A 15370-nucleotide genomic window follows, 5' to 3' on the forward strand; every position below is an offset into this window, starting at 1 on the left:
CCATGTCAGCCACCGACGATCCGGCCATCGTGCTGGACTCCGTGAGCAAGTCGTACGGCGAGGTGAGAGCGGTGGACGACGTCTCCGTCTCGATCGGCCGGGGTGAGTTCTTCGGCATGCTCGGACCCAACGGCGCGGGCAAGACGACTCTCATCGAGATGATCGAGGGCCTGCGGACCCCGGACACCGGCGTCGTCCGGGTGCTGGGCATGTCGCCGACGCCCCGCAACCTCGACCTGCTGCCGCTGATCGGCGTGCAGACCCAGCGGTCCGCGTTCTTCACCCGGCTGACCGCACGCGAGCACCTGGTGACCGTCGCCGCGCTCTACGGCCTGCCCGCCTCCGCCGCGGACCGGGCGTTGAAGCTGGTCGGGCTGACCGGTTCGGCCGACGTCCGGGTCACGAACGTCTCCGGTGGACAGCGCCAGCGCCTCGCCATCGCCTCGGCGATCGTGCACGACCCGCAGGTGCTCTTCCTGGACGAGCCGACCGCCGCCCTGGACCCGCAGGCCCGCCGCGACCTCGGGCAGCTCCTGCGCGAGCTGAAGGCGGCCGGCAAGACCATCGTCTACACCACCCATCACCTCGACGAGGCGCAGGGGCTGTGCGACCGGGTCGCCATCCTCGCCGACGGGCGCGTCCTGGCCCTCGACAGTCCACGGGAGCTGATCGCGCGGTCCGGCGTCGGCACCCGCCTCGTCGTGCCCGCCGGCCGGCTGAGCCCCGAGCAGGCCGGTCAGCTCGACGGCGTCGACGGGATCGACGTCGAGGACGGCGTGCTCGTCCTGCGTACCGCCCACACGGCCCGGGTGCTGGCCGCCCTCGGGGCCGACGGCGGCCTCGACGAGGTGGAGACCCGCCCGGCCACCCTGGAAGACGTCTACCTGCAACTGATGGGAGCGCCGCAGGCATGAGCGCATACACCGCACTGGCCCGCGCCAGCTACAAGGCAAGCGTCCGGGACGCCACGACGCTGTTCTTCACGTTCGCGTTCCCGCTGGTCTTCCTGGTCATCTTCGGATTGATCTTCCGCAACCAGGAGGTCGCCGAGACCGGCCACGGCTACATCGACTTCATCGCGCCGGGCGTGCTGTCGTGGGGCCTGGCCAGCGCCGCGCTGTTCGGGGTGTCGTTCACGCTGATGCAGTGGCGCCACGACGACCTGCTGCGCATCATCCGGCTCGCGCCGACGAGCGTCTGGTCCGTGGTCGGCTCCCGCTACGCGGTCGCGCTCGCCATCGGCGTCGCGCAGAGCCTGCTCTTCGTCGGCGTGGCCATGCTGCCCTTCCTGGGCATGCGTCCCGACTCGAAGTGGCCGCTGTCGCTGCCGATGATGCTGCTGGCGGTGACCACGTTCCTGGCGTTGGGCCTGATCGTCGGCTCGCGGGCGGACACCGCCGAGGCGGTGGCCGCGATCGCCAACTGCATCGTGGTGCCGATGGCCTTCCTCTCCGGGTCGTTCTATCCGCTGGAGCTGATGCCCGGGTGGCTCCAGGGCATCTCCCGGGCGCTGCCGCTGCGCTACGTCAACGACGGCATGGCCTACGCCTTCACCGGGTTCGGCACGATGACCGACTATCTGGTGGCGTGCGCCGCGCTCATCGGCTTCGCGGTGGTGTTCGCGGTCGTCGGCGTGCGTACCTTCCGGTGGAGCCGCGACTCATGACCGGCACCGCGGCGGCGGCGCCCCCGGCCCCGTTGTCCGCCGCCGCGGCCCGGCTCGACGAGCACCTGTCCCGGAGCTGGACGGCACGGCCGGTGGGCCCGGCGCCCCGGGTGGTCACGCTCGGCGCGGCCGACGCGCTCGCCGGGACGCCGCCGCACCGCCGGGACGCCACCGTGCACCTGAGCGCGGACGCGGTCCTGGTCGGCCCGGTCCCCGGCGGCGCGCCGGGGGCCGCGTGCGGGCGTTGCCTGGCGATCAGGTGGCAGCGGCTGCGTGGTCGCAGCGAACGTGACGCGCTGGAGACCGGCGGGCCGACGACCGCGGTCGGGCCGTGGCCCCAGATGACCGCCTACCAGCTCGACGCCGTCTGGGAGCTGTACCGGGCGGTGTACGCCACGACGCCCCGGCCCACGCCGCCGACGTGGGACGAACCCAGCCGGCGGCTCGCCCGGGTCAGCCGCCTGGAGTTGGACACGCTGCGGGTGCGGACCCACCCGGTGCTGGCCGAGCCGCGCTGCCCGGCCTGCTCGGTGCCGCGCCCCGACTCGCCCGCCGAGGCGCCGGAGATCGACCTGCCGGCGCCGAAGCCGGCCCCCGACACCTACCGGCTGCGCGCCCCCGGGGACTATCCGTTGCCGCGGGCGGCCCTGGTCAACCCGGTCTGCGGCGCGCTCGGGGCCGGCACCCAACTCACCATCACCTCGCCCACCACCGCGCCGGTCACCGGCAGCGTCTTCATCCGGGGCTACGGCGGGCTGCTCGACGTCTCCTGGAGCGGCCAGTCCACCGGCTACGACGCCAGCCACGCGTTGGCGTACCTGGAGGGGTTGGAGCGGCACGCGGGCACCCACCGGCGACGCAACCTGGACCCCGTCGTCGCCGCGTACGCGGACGTCGCCGACCACGCGCTGGATCCGGACGGGTGCGGCAGCTACCCGGACGAGGTGTACGAGCGGGACCCGATCCTGCGCCGGTTCGACCCGGACCGTCCGATCCCCTGGGTGTGGGGGCGGAACCTGCACACCGGCCGGCCGGTGCTGGTGCCCCGGCGGCTCTGCTTCTACAGCTCCCCGGCGGCCGACGACACGTTCGTGCTGTCGTCCTCGAGCGGCTGCGCCACCGGCAGTTGCCTGGCCGAGGCCGCCCTGTTCGGGTTGCTGGAGCTGATCGAGCGGGACGCCTTCCTGCTCGCCTGGTACGGCAACCTGACGCTGCCCCGGATCGACCTGGCGAGCTGCTCGCCGGCGGTGCGGGCGATGGCTGACCGGGCCGAGTTGCAGGGCTACGCGCTGCACGCCTTCGACAACCGGATCGACCTCGACGTGCCGGTGGTCACCAGCCTGGCGGTCCGCCACGACGGCGGTCCGGGACTGCTCTCCTTCGCCGCCGCCGCGCACGTCGATCCGGAGCAGGCGGTGGCCGGCGCGGTCGCCGAGGCGCTCACCTACATCCCGCACCAACCGGCCACGGTGTGTCGCCGCCGCGCGGAGTTGGAGCGGATGGCCGACGACTACCGTCTGGTCCGCCGGCTGCCGGACCACTCGGCCCTCTTCGGTCTGCCCCGGATGGCCCGGCACGCCGCGACCTACCTGCACGACGGGGCGGCGCGGGACGTCGGGCAGGTCTTCGGCGACCACCGGGCGGCCGGTGGCCGGGATCTCCTCGACGACCTGCGTGGGGTCCTGGACACGCTGGGACGGCGCGGGCACCAGGCGGTCCTGGTCGACCAGACCAGCCCGGAGCAGGAGGCGGCCGGGCTGCGGTCGGTGTGCGTGGTGGTGCCGGGTCTGCTGCCGATCGACTTCGGCTGGCTGCGCCAGCGGGCGTTGTACCTGCCGCGACTGCGTACCGCCCCGCACGCGGCGGGGCTGACCGGCGCGGCGCTCACCGACGCCGACCTGCGCCGCGTGCCCCACCCGTTCCCCTGAGCCGGGTCGGCGGTCCGGCACGGGCACGCGCATGCCGTCCCCCGGGCCGGACACACGCACGTCGGGCCGCCCACCGGGCGGCCCGACGTGGTGACCGATCCGCTCAGGCCGAGCAGCTCGTGGTCGAGGTGGTGCTGCTGCACGTCGAGGTGGTGCCCGACGAGGAGCACGAGGCCAGGATGGCCTCGGAGGCGTCGGCGTAGTCGGAGATCGCGAAGGTCTCGGACTCCAGCTCGAGGATTTCCTCGGCGAGGGCGTTGAGGTCGGTCTCGGGCGCCATGGTGACTCCAAACGGTCGTGTCCGGCCGGTTCTCCGGCCCGGAACCAGCAGACCGCACGGCTCTCACCGATCGCCGTCGTCCGGACCACCAGGTCGCTGTCATCGGATGTGAGCGGGGTGACAGCGGCAGGCGGTTGGCTTACCGCCATGGCGTCACCCGCTCCACCCGCCACCGCCGGCGCGCCGGGCCCGTCCCCGGAGCCGGACGTCCTGGCCCGGGCCGGCTCGCTCTACCGCGACCTGCACGCCCATCCGGAGTTGTCGGGGGCGGAGGAGCGCACCGCCGCGCGGTTCGCGTCCGCGTTGCGGGAGATCGGCTGCGAGGTCACGACCGGCGTCGGCGGGCACGGCGTGGTCGGTGTGCTGGAGAACGGGGCCGGGCCGGCGGTGATGCTCCGCGCCGAACTCGACGCGCTGCCGGTCGCCGAGCGGACCGGGCTGCCGTACGCGAGCACCGCGACCGCCCTGGACGGCGCGGGACGCCGGACCCCCGTCATGCACGCCTGCGGGCACGATCTGCACCTGGCGGCGGCGGTGGGCGCGGCGGCCCACCTGGCCCGCCGGCGGGACGGGTGGCGGGGGACGCTGCTCGTGCTCGGCCAGCCCGCCGAGGAGACGCTCAGCGGCGCCGCCGCGCTCGTCGCGGACGGCCTGTACGAGCGGTTCGGTCGACCCGACCTCCTGCTGGCGCAGCACGCCGCGCCCCTGCCCGCCGGCATGGTCGCGCACGGGGCCGGTCCGATGACGGCCGGCTGCCTCACGCTGGAGGTGACCGTGACCGGGCGCGGTGGGCACGCCGCCACCCCGCACCTGTGTGTCGACCCGGTGGTGCTCGCCGCCACCATCGTGGTCCAGTTGCAGACCATCGTGGCCCGCCAGGTCGGGCCGGCGGAGCAGGTGTCGCTGACCGTGGGTTCGCTGCGGGCGGGTCACCATCCGGGGGTGATCCCGGAGGACGCCACCCTGGGCGTCACGATCCGGGCGTTGTCCGACCGGACGCTCGACGACGTGCTGGCCCGGGTGACCCGGACGGTCCGGGCCTGCTGCGAGGCCGCGGGCAGCCCGGTGGAGCCGGTGCTGCGGGTCGTCTCGCGTGCCCCGGCCTATCAGGGCGATCCGGCGGTGGCCGCGCGGTTGCGCGCCGCGCACGAGCGGGCGTTCGGCGCGGAGCGGGTGGCCTGGTGGCCGCCGTCGCTGGCGGCCGAGGACTTTCCGCTGCTGGCCGCCGGTGGGATTCCCAGCGGATACTGGATGCTCGGCGTCGTCGGCCCGCGCCAGTGGCGGTCGGCGCCAGGTGCGAGCGCCGCCGAGAAGCTCGCCGGCCTGCCGGCCAACCACAGCCCGTCCTTCGCGCCGGACGCGGGGCTGGCGCTGCCGGCCGGCGTGGCGGCGCTCGCGGCCGGGGCGCTCACGGCACTCGCGCCGGAGTGAACGACCGAAGCATCATGCGGTGCACCGTATAACCTTGCACGATCACCGCCCGCGCTGCTAAAGTTACCGCATATTCATGCGGAGGTTAGTATGGGCATTCGAGTAGCGGTGGCCGGGGCGAGCGGATACGCCGGTGGCGAACTGCTGCGCCTGCTCGCCGGCCACCCCGAGTTCGCGCTTGTCGCCGCCACCGCGCACAGCCAGGCCGGCCAGCCCGTCACCGCCGTACACCCGCAGCTCGCCGGCCTGGACCTGGTGCTCGGGGCGACCGACCCGGCGGCGCTCGCCGACGCGGACCTGGTCTTCCTGGCCCTGCCGCACGGCCAGTCGGCGGCCCTCGCCGCGGCCCTCCCCGACACCGTCAAGGTGGTCGACCTCGGCGCCGACCACCGGCTGCGCGACGCGGACGCCTGGTCCCGCTACTACGGCGGCGCGCACGCCGGCGCCTGGACCTACGGGCTGCCCGAGCTACCCGGCGCGCGCGACGGGATCGCGGCGGCCCGGCGGGTGGCCAACACCGGCTGCTACGCGGTCGCGACCACGCTGGCGCTGGCCCCGCTGGTCGCCGCCGGCGCGGTACACCCCGACGACGTGGTGGTGGTCGCCGCCTCCGGCACCTCCGGCGCCGGCCGGGCCGCCAAGGCGCACCTGCTCGGCAGCGAGGTGATGGGCGACCTGTCCCCCTACAAGGTGGGCGCGCACCAGCACGTGCCCGAGATCAAGCAGGCCACCGGCGCGACCGGGTTGTCGTTCACGCCGGTGCTCGCCCCCATGCCCCGGGGCATCCTGGCCACCGTCACCGCGGTGCCGACCGGCGCCGCCGACCCCCGCGCGGTGCTGGCCGCCGCCTACGCCGACGAGCCCTTCGTGCACCTGCTGCCCGAGGGCTCGTGGCCGCACACCGCCGCCACCGCCGGCTCGAACGCCTGCCACCTCCAGGCGACCGTGGACGTCGACTCGGGACGGGTGATCGTGGTCAGCGCCATCGACAACCTGGGCAAGGGCGCGGCCGGTCAGGCCGTGCAGAACGCCAACCTGATGGCCGGCCTCCCCGAGACCACCGGCCTGTCCGCCTTCGGAGTCGCCCCATGACCGTCACCGCCCCCCGTGGATTCCGCGCCGCCGGTGTCGCCGCCGGCCTCAAGTCCTCCGGCGCCGCCGACATCGCCCTGGTCGTCAACGACGGCCCGGACGCCGGTGTCGCCGGTGTCTTCACCGCCAACCGGGTCAAGGCCGCCCCGGTGCTCTGGACCCAGCGCGTCGTGCACGGCGGCGTGGTCCGCGCCGTGGTGCTCAACTCCGGCGGCGCGAACGCCTGCACCGGCCCGGCCGGCTTCCAGGACACCCACGCCACCGCCGAGCACACCGCCGCCGCGCTCACCGCCGGCAGCGCCCGGCTGATCGTCGGCGCCGGCGAGGTCGCGGTCTGCTCCACCGGCCTGATCGGCGAGCGGCTGCCGATGCCGAAACTGCTGCCCGGCGTACGCGACGCGGTGCGCGGCCTGTCCCGCGACGGCGGGCTGCCGGCCGCCGAGGCGATCATGACCACGGACACCCGGCCCAAGACCACGGTGACGCGCGGCGGCGGCTGGACCGTCGGCGGGATGGCGAAGGGCGCCGGGATGCTGGCGCCCGCCATGGCCACCATGCTCTGCGTGCTCACCACCGACGCGGTGGCCGGGCCGGACGCGCTCGACGCCGCGCTGCGGGCCGCCACCCGGGTCACCTTCGACCGGGTCGACTCCGACGGGTGCATGTCCACCAACGACACCGTGCTGCTGCTGGCCAGCGGCGCCTCCGGCATCGAGCCGACCCCGGCCGAGCTGGCCGCCGCGGTCACCGCCGCCTGCCACGACCTGACCCAGCAGCTCCTCGCCGACGCGGAGGGGGCGACCAAGCAGATCGCGATCGAGGTGGTCGGCGCGGCGACCGAGGACGACGCCGTCGAGGTGGGCCGCGCGGTGGCCCGCAACAACCTGGTCAAGACCGCGTTGTTCGGCAACGACCCGAACTGGGGCCGGATCCTCGCCGCCGTCGGCACCACCGCCGCCGTGTTCGAGCCGGACGAGGTCGACGTCGCGGTCAACGGCATCTGGGTGTGCCGGGGCGGCGCCGCCGCCGAGGACCGCGCCAAGGTGGACCTCACCGGCCGTGACGTCACCATCCGGATCGACCTGCACGCCGGCGGCGACGCCGCGACCATCTGGACCAACGACCTGTCGCACGGGTACGTGCACGAGAACTCGGCGTACTCGTCATGATGAGCGACGACCTCACCCGGGCCCAGGCCAAGGCCGCCACGCTGATCGAGGCGCTGCCCTGGCTGGCCCGTTTCGCCGGCGCCACCGTCGTGATCAAGTACGGCGGCAACGCGATGGTCGACCCCGAGCTGCGGCGGGCCTTCGCCGCGGACATGGTCTTCCTGCGGTACGCCGGCCTGAAGCCGGTCGTGGTGCACGGCGGCGGCCCGCAGATCTCCGCCATGCTGGGCCGGCTCGGCATCGCCAGCGAGTTCCGGGGCGGCCTGCGGGTCACCTCCGCGGAGGCGATGGACGTGGTCCGGATGGTCCTCGTCGGGCAGGTCGGCAGGGAACTGGTCGGGCTGGTCAACGCGCACGGCCCGTTCGCGGTCGGCCTCTCCGGGGAGGACGCCGGGCTGTTCACCGCGGTGCGCCGCCCGGCGTACGTGGACGGGCAGCCGGTCGACGTGGGGCAGGTCGGCGACGTCGAGTCGGTGGACGTCTCCGCGGTCACCGACCTGATCGCGGCCGGCCGGATCCCGGTCATCTCCACCGTCGCGCCGGACGTCGACGGGGTGCTGCACAACCTCAACGCGGACACCGCCGCCGCCGCGCTCGCGGTCGCCCTGGACGCGCGCAAGCTGGTCGTGCTCACCGACGTGCCCGGTCTCTACGCCGACTGGCCGGACACGTCCAGCCTGGTCCGCGAGATCACCGCGGACGACCTGGCGAAGCTGCTGCCGTCCCTGGAATCGGGGATGGTCCCGAAGATGGAGGCGTGCCTGCGGGCGGTGCGGCAGGGCGTGCCCGCCGCGCACGTCGTCGACGGCCGGGTCGCCCACTCCACGCTGCTCGAAGTGTTCACGTCGGAAGGGTTCGGAACGATGGTGATCGGCTCATGAGCCTGCTGCGGCGTTGGAACGCCACCATGATGGACAACTACGGCACCCCGCCGCTGGCGCTCGTCGCGGGCCGCGGCGCCGTCGTGGTCGACGAGGCCGGCCGGGAGTACGTCGACCTGCTCGGCGGCATCGCCGTCAACGTGCTCGGCCACGCCCACCCGGCGGTGGTGGCGGCCGTGTCGAAACAGGTCGCCACGCTCGGGCACGTGTCGAACCTGTTCGTCGCCGAGCCGCCGGTGGCCCTCGCCGAGCTGCTGCTGGCCCTGGCCGGCCGCCCCGGCCGGGTCTTCCTCGCCAACTCCGGCGCGGAGGCGAACGAGGCCGCGTTCAAGCTCTCCCGGCTCACCGGGCGACGGCACGTGGTGGCCACCCACGGCGGCTTCCACGGCCGGACCATGGGCGCGCTGGCGCTCACCGGCCAGCCGGCCAAGGCCGACCCGTTCCGCCCGCTACCCGGCGACGTCACCCACGTGCCGTACGGCGACGCGGACGCGCTCGCCGCCGCGGTCACCGACGACACCGCCATGGTGATCGTGGAGCCGATCCAGGGCGAGAACGGCGTGGTGGTCCCGCCACCCGGCTACCTCACCGCGGCCCGCCGGATCACCGCCGCGCACGGCGCGCTGCTGGTGCTCGACGAGGTGCAGACCGGCGTCGGGCGCACCGGGCACTGGTTCGCCCACCAGGCCGAGGGCGTCGAGCCGGACGTGGTGACGCTCGCCAAGGGGCTCGGCGGCGGCCTGCCGCTCGGTGCCTGCCTGGCCTTCGGCCCGGCCGCCGACCTGCTCACCCCCGGCTCGCACGGCACCACGTTCGGCGGCAACCCGGTGAGCTGCGCCGCCGCGCTCGCGGTGATCGCCACGATCGCCAACGAGGGCCTGCTCGACCACGTCAAGCGGGTCGGCGAGCGGCTGCGCCGGGGCGTCGAGACGCTCGGGCACCCGCTTGTGCGCGAGGTACGCGGCGCCGGACTGCTGCTCGGCATCGCGCTGGACCGGCCGGTGGCCGGCGTGGTGGCGACCGCGCTGCGGGAGGCCGGCTTCCTGGTCAACCCGGTGCAGCCCGACGTGATCCGGCTCGCCCCGCCGCTGATCCTCACCCCGGCGCAGGTCGACGCGTTCCTCGCCGCGCTTCCCGCCGCCCTCGACCCCGCGCCCGCCGCGCCGGTGCCCACCCCCTCGACCCGCACGGAGGCCCCCGCATGATCCGCCACTTCCTGCGCGACGACGACCTCACCCCGGCCGAGCAGGCCGCCGTGCTCGACCTCGCCGCCCGGATGAAGGCCGACCGGTACGGACACACGCCGCTCGCCGGGCCGAGGTCGGTGGCGGTGCTGTTCGACAAGCAGAGCCTGCGGACCCGGATCTCGTTCGACGCCGGCATCGCCGAGCTGGGCGGCCACCCGCTCGTGGTGGACACCCAGGTCACCCACTTCGGCCGGGGCGAGAGCCTCGGCGACGCCGGCCGGGTGCTGTCCCGCTACGTGGCCGCGATCGTGCTGCGCACCCACGGCGACGAGCGGATCGCCGAGGTGGCCGCGCACGCCACCGTGCCCGTGGTCAACGCGCTCACCGACACCTACCACCCCTGCCAGTTGCTCGCCGACCTGCTCACCGTGCGGGAGCGGTTCGGGGACACCGCCGGCCGGATCCTCACCTACGTCGGCGACGCGGCGAACAACATGGCCCACTCGTACCTCCTGGCCGGCGCGACCGCCGGGATGCACGTCCGGGTCGCCGGCCCGGCCGGCTTCGCGCCGGACCCGGCGATCGTGGCCCGGGCTGCGAAGATCGCCGCCGGCACCGGCGGCTCCGTCGACGTGCACACCGACCCGGTCGAGGCGGTACGCGGCGCGCACGTGGTCGCCACCGACACCTGGACGTCGATGGGCCAGGAGGACGACGGGCTGGACCGGATCACCCCGTTCCGGCCCTACCAGGTCAGCGACGCCCTGCTCGACCACGCCGCGGCCGACGTGATCGTGCTGCACTGCCTGCCCGCCCACCGGGGCGAGGAGATCACCGGCGAGGTGCTCGACGGCCCGCGCAGCGCCGTGTTCGACCAGGCGGAGAATCGCCTGCACGCCCAGAAGGCGTTGCTGACGTTTCTCCTGGAGGCATCCACATGACCGCTCCGCTGACCCGCGCCGCGCGGCACGGCCGCATCGTCGAGCTGATCCGCGACGGCGCCATCCACTCGCAGACCGAACTGGCCGACCTGCTCGCCGCCGACGGCATCCAGGTCACCCAGGCCACCCTCTCCCGCGACCTCAAGGAGTTGGGGGCGGTGACCGCGCGCGGCGGCGACGGACGGGGCGTCTACCTGATCCCCGAGGACGGCCGCCGGCCGCTGCGGGACGCCGAGGGGGCGCCGGCCCGGCTGGTCCGGCTGCTGCGCGAACTGCTCAACGGCGTCGACTCCAGCGGCAACATCGCCGTGCTGCGCACCCCGCCGGGCGCGGCCCACTACCTGGCCAGCGCGCTCGACCGGGCGGGCCTGTCGGAGATCGTCGGCACCATCGCCGGCGACGACACCATCCTCGTGGTGGCCCGCGAGGCCGACGGCGGCGCCGCGCTCGGCGACCGGCTCGCCGGGTGGGCCCGCCGGGAGGACCACATCGAAGGGAACACGACAGCATGACCGAGCGGGTCGACGGCGTCGGACGGTACGCCCGGTGGCAGGGGGTGCGGCCGTGACCACCACAATGGGTGGGGTGGACGACAAGAGCCTGACCGAGAACAGCGCCGCCACCAACCGGACGAGCCTCTGGGGAGGCCGGTTCGCCGGCGGTCCCGCCGAGGCGCTCGCGCGGCTGTCGGTGAGCGTCCAGTTCGACTGGCGCCTCGCCCCGTACGACATCGCCGGTTCCCGGGCGCACGCCCGGGTCCTCGCCGGCGCCGGCCTGCTCGACCCGGACGAGCTGGGACGGATGCTGGCCGCGCTGGACGACCTGGAGGCCGCCTGCGCCTCCGGGGCGTTCCGCCCCACCATCGACGACGAGGACGTGCACACCGCCCTGGAACGCGGCCTGCTGGAACGCCTGGGCAGCCTCGGCGGCAAGCTGCGCGCCGGCCGCTCCCGCAACGACCAGGTCGCCACCGACCTGCGGCTCTATCTGCGCGACCACGCCCGCGGGGTGGCCGCCCGGCTGGTCGAGCTGGCCGAGGCGCTGGTCGAGCAGGCGGAACGGCACGTGGACACCGCCGCCCCGGGCATGACCCACCTGCAACACGCCCAGCCGGTGACGTTCGGGCACTGGCTGCTCGCCCACGTGCAGCCGCTGCTGCGCGACCTGGAGCGGCTGCGCGACTGGGACGAGCGGACCGCGATCAGCCCGCTCGGCGCGGGCGCGCTGGCCGGCTCGGGGCTGCCGCTGGACCCGGTGGCGGTCGCCAAGGAGCTGGGCTTCCGCACCTCGTTCGCCAACTCGATGGATGCGGTGGCCGACCGGGACTTCGTGGCCGAGTTCCTCTTCGTCACCGCGATGACCGGCGTGCACCTGTCCCGCCTCGGCGAGGAGGTGGTGCTCTGGACGTCGCAGGAGTTCGGCTGGGTCGAGCTGGACGACTCGTTCGCCACCGGCTCGTCGATCATGCCGCAGAAGAAGAACGCGGACATCGCCGAGCTGGCCCGCGGCAAGTCCGGCCGGCTGGTCGGCGGCCTGGTGAGCGTGCTCACCATGCTCAAGGGCCTGCCGATGACCTACGACCGGGACATGCAGGAGGACAAGGAGCCGGCGTTCGACGCGGTCGACACGCTGGAGCTGCTGCTCCCCGCGCTGGCCGGGATGATCTCCACGATGACGGTCCGGGTGGACCGCCTCGCGGCCACCGCCCCGTCGGGCTTCTCCCTCGCCACTGAGGTCGCCGACTGGCTGGTCCGCCGCCACGTGCCGTTCCGCGACGCGCACGAGATCACCGGCAAGCTGGTGGCGCTCTGCGCGGCCCGGGAGTGCGAGCTGGACGAGGTCTCCGACGCCGACCTGGCCGCGGTCAGCGAGCACCTGGACCCGTCGGTGCGTGACGTGCTCTCGGTGCGCTCGGCCCTGGCCGCCCGCATCACCCCCGGCTCCACCGGCCCCGGGCCGGTGGCCGACCAGCTCGCCGCCGCCGCGGACAAGCTGGCCGGCTGGCGGGACTGGGCCGCCGAGCAGGTAGTTCTTCGCTGATCGATGTGGTCCGGGGCGGGCGTTCGTCCGCTCCGGACCAGGCCCGTACGCGCGTCACGTGAAACTTCGTCGGGTCCGACCACTTATCGGTCTCGCGACCATCGGCTCTGCATGATTGGCCTTTCGGGCTGCGATGCAGATCGCACTGGCCCGACCGACTACGACGGCCACGTCGAGACGCACATTGTCGGTGAATTCTCGCGGGGGAAGCCCGGCTCACTCGTGCTCGACTTGAACCGGCCGCCCCGGGCCGGACTTCACTGGCCCGGGGCGCTCTCCTTCACGTACACCCCAGCGCCCGGCAGCGACTCTGTGAGCCCATGCATCTTGAGCATCAGGTACACGCGGTCCGCGACGAAGCTCGATACCTCGTACTGCTCGCACAACTCTGCCCGGCTCGGCAGGCGCGAGCCTGGCGGGAACTCCCCGGACTTGATCCGGTTCACCATGTCCTCGGCGATCTGCTGGTAGCGGTACTGCGGTGGCACTGGTGGTTCTCCTCCGGTCGGCTCCTTTACTCAATCACCCATGGCGGGTCCTTGACTAGCAATGGCTAGCCATGGCAGGTTGGCGAGTAGCACTCCTCCGGTCGGCAACTGGCGGAGTGTCCGGATAGCGGTCCGGGTGCGTGACGTATGGCTCCGTGCCCGGACCTGCCTGTTTCGGGAGGCGGCCATGATCAAGAGGGAAGCGCCCCGGTCGGAGTGGGTGCCTGAACTGGCGAAACAAATTATCCGGCGGCATTGGATTTTGGGCTACTGTCACCGTTGCTGGCAGAGGGCGGACGAGTGCCCGTCCCTCCGGTGGGCGCGGGACCGGATCAAGGCGCGTCGACTGGGCGGCAACGCCCCCACTCGATTCTGACCGGCAGGGAGAGACCCTGAGGAGTGGCCCGGGTCGTTCCGTGTTTTCTCCGTGAGCAATGTCGTGGGTCGTCCCGGTGGCCCGGGCGTTCTCCTCGGCGTGCGGTCAGCCGGTGGGCCGCTCCCGCTTGGGCAGCTTGGCCACCACCGCGTCGTACGACCCGTCGACCGCGTCGATCAGGTCGTCGTCCGGGATGCCGCCGGTCAGGCGCAGCGCGTTCCAGCCGGACCGGCCGATGTAGGGGGAGGGGCGGGCGTCGTCCGGAAACCGGTGCAGCCACTCGTCGGCCACCTCGCGCGACGGGCCGCACTTGACCCAGATCCGGGCCTCGCCGTCGGGGGCGCCGAGGAAGGCGAAGATCCGGCTGCCCACCTTCGCCACCTCGTCGGCCTCCCACGGCCGGTCCAGCCAGGCCCCCGGTTTGGCCAGGCAGTAGGCCAGCATCTCCTCGCGCGTCATCGCGTCCTCCCGTGCCGTCGTCCGGCACAGTCTCACCCGCGGCTGTGACAGTTCGTCGGCCCGTCAGTCGCCGGTGCCGGTGCGCACGGTGAGCCGCTCGTAGCGCTGCCGGGCCGCCTGGGCGCTGCCCAGCCCCAGCCCGAAGGCGATCGCCTGCCAGGTCATGCCCCGGCTGCGGGCCACCTGGAGCAGCCCGGCCTCCAACACGTCCACCTCGGCCCGCACGTGCGGGATCAATGTCAGCGCGGCCATCAGGTCGGCCTGGTCGACGGGTTCCTCGCCCGCGTCCAGCTCCGCGCCGCCGGCGAGGGCCATCACCAGCGTGGCCGCCTCGTAGGCGTCGGGCACGTCCGGGTGCGCGTAGCGCCGGCGCCGGGAGTTGGTGCCGGCGTGCCGCTCGGCGATCCGCACCAGCGCCGCGTAGTTGCGGTGGGCCCGGGCCTGGGCAGCATCCGGAGCGGTGAACGGGTCGTTGTCCACGGTGACCATGGCGTCCATCCCACCCCACCGAACGGCACATTGTCAACACCCCGTTGAAACCCACCCGCACACACCCCCGCGCCCTCCGACAGTCCTTCTCCCCAGCCCGCTTCGGCGATCATGAAGTTATTGCCACGACACGCCGGGCGGGGTGACAACAACTTCATGATCACCGGGGGAGGGGGTGGGTGGGGGTGGGTGATGTGGGTGGGGCCGGGTCAGCGTGGTGCGGGGCTGCGGCGCGGGGTGTGCCGGCGGTAGACGCTCACGCTCGGCTCGTCGATCAGCCAGAACCGCCACGGCAGGTCGTGCGCCGCGGCGACACCGACCCTGGGGCCGGCCGCGATCCGCGCCGGATCGATTGGCTCCGCCGGTGGTTCCAGGAGCATCGGACCGGTGCCGTCGACCGCCGAGGTGCCGTTCGCGTCCCGGCCGAGCCCCAGCGCGGTGACCAGCCGGGCCGGCCCCCGGGCCAGGTCCCGGTCGCTCGCGCGGGGACGACGCTCCCGGGCGATCTCGATCCCGTCCACCACTACGCCGGCGCGCAGCAGCACGGCCGCCGCCTCGCCGTCGCGACCGCAGACGATGTTCGCGCACCAGTGCATGCCGAACACGAAGTACACGTAGACGTGCCCGGCCGGCCCGAACATGACCCGGTTGCGCGGCGTCGGCCCCCGATGGGCGTGCGAGGCCGGATCCGCCCCGGTCCCGGCGTACGCCTCGACCTCGGTGAGCCGGACGCGGACGCCGTTCGCCGACACGGTCCAACCGAGCAGGGTCCGCGCGGTGGCCGCGATCTCCGCGGCCGGCGCGTCGAGCCAGGGGTACGTCATGGCGGGCAAGGGTAGTCGCCGAACCGGAGGTGAACCGGTCGAGCCGCACCGGTTCAGCGCAGCAGGTCGAGGAACTCCGACGGGGTGGGATTCGCCTGCCGAAGAATGGAGGCGAGAGT

The 15370-nt window shown here is 73.9% G+C and carries 16 protein-coding genes; 11 read left to right on the forward strand and 5 right to left on the reverse strand.

Annotated features, from left to right (window positions below; genetic code table 11):
• Positions 1–2 precede the first annotated feature (2 nt).
• The 3 genes from O7619_RS15325 to O7619_RS15335 are packed head-to-tail and all read left to right on the forward strand — an operon-like array spanning position 3 to position 3594.
• Positions 3–914, forward strand: coding sequence for an ABC transporter ATP-binding protein (locus O7619_RS15325; RefSeq protein WP_282288605.1), 912 nt, complete (start codon positions 3–5; stop codon positions 912–914).
• Positions 911–1666: an ABC transporter permease gene (locus O7619_RS15330; RefSeq protein WP_282288607.1), complete on the forward strand. Its 756-nt coding sequence runs from the start codon at positions 911–913 to the stop codon at positions 1664–1666. Before O7619_RS15325 ends, O7619_RS15330 begins: the two co-directional genes overlap by 4 nt.
• Positions 1663–3594: a TOMM precursor leader peptide-binding protein gene (locus tag O7619_RS15335; RefSeq protein ID WP_282288608.1), complete on the forward strand. Its 1932-nt coding sequence runs from the start codon at positions 1663–1665 to the stop codon at positions 3592–3594. The genes O7619_RS15330 and O7619_RS15335 overlap by 4 nt, the downstream gene beginning before the upstream one ends.
• A gap of 103 nt (positions 3595–3697) precedes the next feature.
• Here O7619_RS15335 and O7619_RS15340 read toward each other — a convergent pair whose 3' ends face one another.
• Complete coding sequence (locus O7619_RS15340; protein WP_073827725.1) at positions 3698–3874, reverse strand: thiazolylpeptide-type bacteriocin; 177 nt, start codon at positions 3872–3874, stop codon at positions 3698–3700.
• Positions 3875–4021: 147 nt separating this feature from the next.
• Between O7619_RS15340 and O7619_RS15345 the strand changes: the two genes are divergently transcribed.
• The 8 genes from O7619_RS15345 (at position 4022) to argH (ending at position 12615) form a co-directional block, all read left to right on the forward strand.
• Positions 4022–5305 carry an amidohydrolase gene (locus O7619_RS15345; protein ID WP_282288613.1) on the forward strand — a complete coding sequence of 428 codons (1284 nt, stop codon included), beginning with the start codon at positions 4022–4024 and terminating at the stop codon, positions 5303–5305.
• 90 nt (positions 5306–5395) lie between these two features.
• The gene (gene argC, locus O7619_RS15350) at positions 5396–6397 is read left to right on the forward strand and encodes an N-acetyl-gamma-glutamyl-phosphate reductase (RefSeq protein ID WP_282288614.1); all 1002 of its coding nucleotides are present in this window, start codon (positions 5396–5398) and stop codon (positions 6395–6397) included.
• Positions 6394–7566 carry a bifunctional glutamate N-acetyltransferase/amino-acid acetyltransferase ArgJ gene (argJ, locus tag O7619_RS15355; RefSeq protein ID WP_282288617.1) on the forward strand — a complete coding sequence of 391 codons (1173 nt, stop codon included), beginning with the start codon at positions 6394–6396 and terminating at the stop codon, positions 7564–7566. The genes argC and argJ overlap by 4 nt, the downstream gene beginning before the upstream one ends.
• On the forward strand, positions 7566–8447 hold the full coding sequence (gene argB / locus O7619_RS15360; protein WP_282288619.1) for an acetylglutamate kinase: 882 nt from the start codon (positions 7566–7568) through the stop codon (positions 8445–8447). The genes argJ and argB overlap by 1 nt, the downstream gene beginning before the upstream one ends.
• A complete protein-coding gene (locus O7619_RS15365; RefSeq protein WP_282288621.1) occupies positions 8444–9652 on the forward strand; it encodes an acetylornithine transaminase in 1209 nt (402 codons plus the stop codon). Before argB ends, O7619_RS15365 begins: the two co-directional genes overlap by 4 nt.
• Entirely contained in the window at positions 9649–10575 is a 927-nt protein-coding gene (gene argF / locus O7619_RS15370; protein WP_282281562.1) for an ornithine carbamoyltransferase, read from the forward strand. The genes O7619_RS15365 and argF overlap by 4 nt, the downstream gene beginning before the upstream one ends.
• On the forward strand, positions 10572–11087 hold the full coding sequence (locus O7619_RS15375; protein ID WP_282281564.1) for an arginine repressor: 516 nt from the start codon (positions 10572–10574) through the stop codon (positions 11085–11087). Before argF ends, O7619_RS15375 begins: the two co-directional genes overlap by 4 nt.
• 64 nt (positions 11088–11151) lie before the next feature.
• A complete protein-coding gene (argH, locus tag O7619_RS15380; protein ID WP_282288838.1) occupies positions 11152–12615 on the forward strand; it encodes an argininosuccinate lyase in 1464 nt (487 codons plus the stop codon).
• 257 nt (positions 12616–12872) lie between these two features.
• On the opposite strand, the gene O7619_RS15385 is transcribed toward argH, so the two are convergent.
• The 4 genes from O7619_RS15385 to O7619_RS15400 form a co-directional block, all read right to left on the reverse strand.
• Positions 12873–13103, reverse strand: coding sequence for a winged helix-turn-helix domain-containing protein (locus O7619_RS15385; RefSeq protein WP_282281566.1), 231 nt, complete (start codon positions 13101–13103; stop codon positions 12873–12875).
• A gap of 481 nt (positions 13104–13584) precedes the next feature.
• Positions 13585–13938: an MmcQ/YjbR family DNA-binding protein gene (locus tag O7619_RS15390; protein ID WP_282281567.1), complete on the reverse strand. Its 354-nt coding sequence runs from the start codon at positions 13936–13938 to the stop codon at positions 13585–13587.
• Positions 13939–14001: 63 nt separating this feature from the next.
• Entirely contained in the window at positions 14002–14436 is a 435-nt protein-coding gene (locus tag O7619_RS15395; RefSeq protein ID WP_282281569.1) for a DNA-binding protein, read from the reverse strand.
• A 200-nt stretch (positions 14437–14636) separates the two neighbouring features.
• Positions 14637–15251, reverse strand: coding sequence for a DNA-3-methyladenine glycosylase (locus tag O7619_RS15400; protein WP_282281571.1), 615 nt, complete (start codon positions 15249–15251; stop codon positions 14637–14639).
• Between the last annotated feature and the right edge of the window lie 119 nt (positions 15252–15370).

It is taken from the genome of Micromonospora sp. WMMD998 (assembly GCF_029581235.1).
In the GTDB taxonomy this organism is placed as follows: domain Bacteria; phylum Actinomycetota; class Actinomycetes; order Mycobacteriales; family Micromonosporaceae; genus Micromonospora.

What these genes read in the sequence shown, in the direction of transcription:
- O7619_RS15325 (WP_282288605.1), top strand. Translation starts at nt 3, where the DNA reads ATGTCAGCCACCGACGATCCGGCCATCGTGCTGGACTCCGTGAGCAAG.
- O7619_RS15330 (WP_282288607.1), top strand. Translation starts at nt 911, where the DNA reads ATGAGCGCATACACCGCACTGGCCCGCGCCAGCTACAAGGCAAGCGTC.
- O7619_RS15335 (WP_282288608.1), top strand. Translation starts at nt 1,663, where the DNA reads ATGACCGGCACCGCGGCGGCGGCGCCCCCGGCCCCGTTGTCCGCCGCC.
- O7619_RS15340 (WP_073827725.1), bottom strand. Translation starts at nt 3,874, where the DNA reads ATGGCGCCCGAGACCGACCTCAACGCCCTCGCCGAGGAAATCCTCGAG.
- O7619_RS15345 (WP_282288613.1), top strand. Translation starts at nt 4,022, where the DNA reads ATGGCGTCACCCGCTCCACCCGCCACCGCCGGCGCGCCGGGCCCGTCC.
- argC (WP_282288614.1), top strand. Translation starts at nt 5,396, where the DNA reads ATGGGCATTCGAGTAGCGGTGGCCGGGGCGAGCGGATACGCCGGTGGC.
- argJ (WP_282288617.1), top strand. Translation starts at nt 6,394, where the DNA reads ATGACCGTCACCGCCCCCCGTGGATTCCGCGCCGCCGGTGTCGCCGCC.
- argB (WP_282288619.1), top strand. Translation starts at nt 7,566, where the DNA reads ATGAGCGACGACCTCACCCGGGCCCAGGCCAAGGCCGCCACGCTGATC.
- O7619_RS15365 (WP_282288621.1), top strand. Translation starts at nt 8,444, where the DNA reads ATGAGCCTGCTGCGGCGTTGGAACGCCACCATGATGGACAACTACGGC.
- argF (WP_282281562.1), top strand. Translation starts at nt 9,649, where the DNA reads ATGATCCGCCACTTCCTGCGCGACGACGACCTCACCCCGGCCGAGCAG.
- O7619_RS15375 (WP_282281564.1), top strand. Translation starts at nt 10,572, where the DNA reads ATGACCGCTCCGCTGACCCGCGCCGCGCGGCACGGCCGCATCGTCGAG.
- argH (WP_282288838.1), top strand. Translation starts at nt 11,152, where the DNA reads ATGGGTGGGGTGGACGACAAGAGCCTGACCGAGAACAGCGCCGCCACC.
- O7619_RS15390 (WP_282281567.1), bottom strand. Translation starts at nt 13,938, where the DNA reads ATGACGCGCGAGGAGATGCTGGCCTACTGCCTGGCCAAACCGGGGGCC.
- O7619_RS15395 (WP_282281569.1), bottom strand. Translation starts at nt 14,436, where the DNA reads ATGGACGCCATGGTCACCGTGGACAACGACCCGTTCACCGCTCCGGAT.
- O7619_RS15400 (WP_282281571.1), bottom strand. Translation starts at nt 15,251, where the DNA reads ATGACGTACCCCTGGCTCGACGCGCCGGCCGCGGAGATCGCGGCCACC.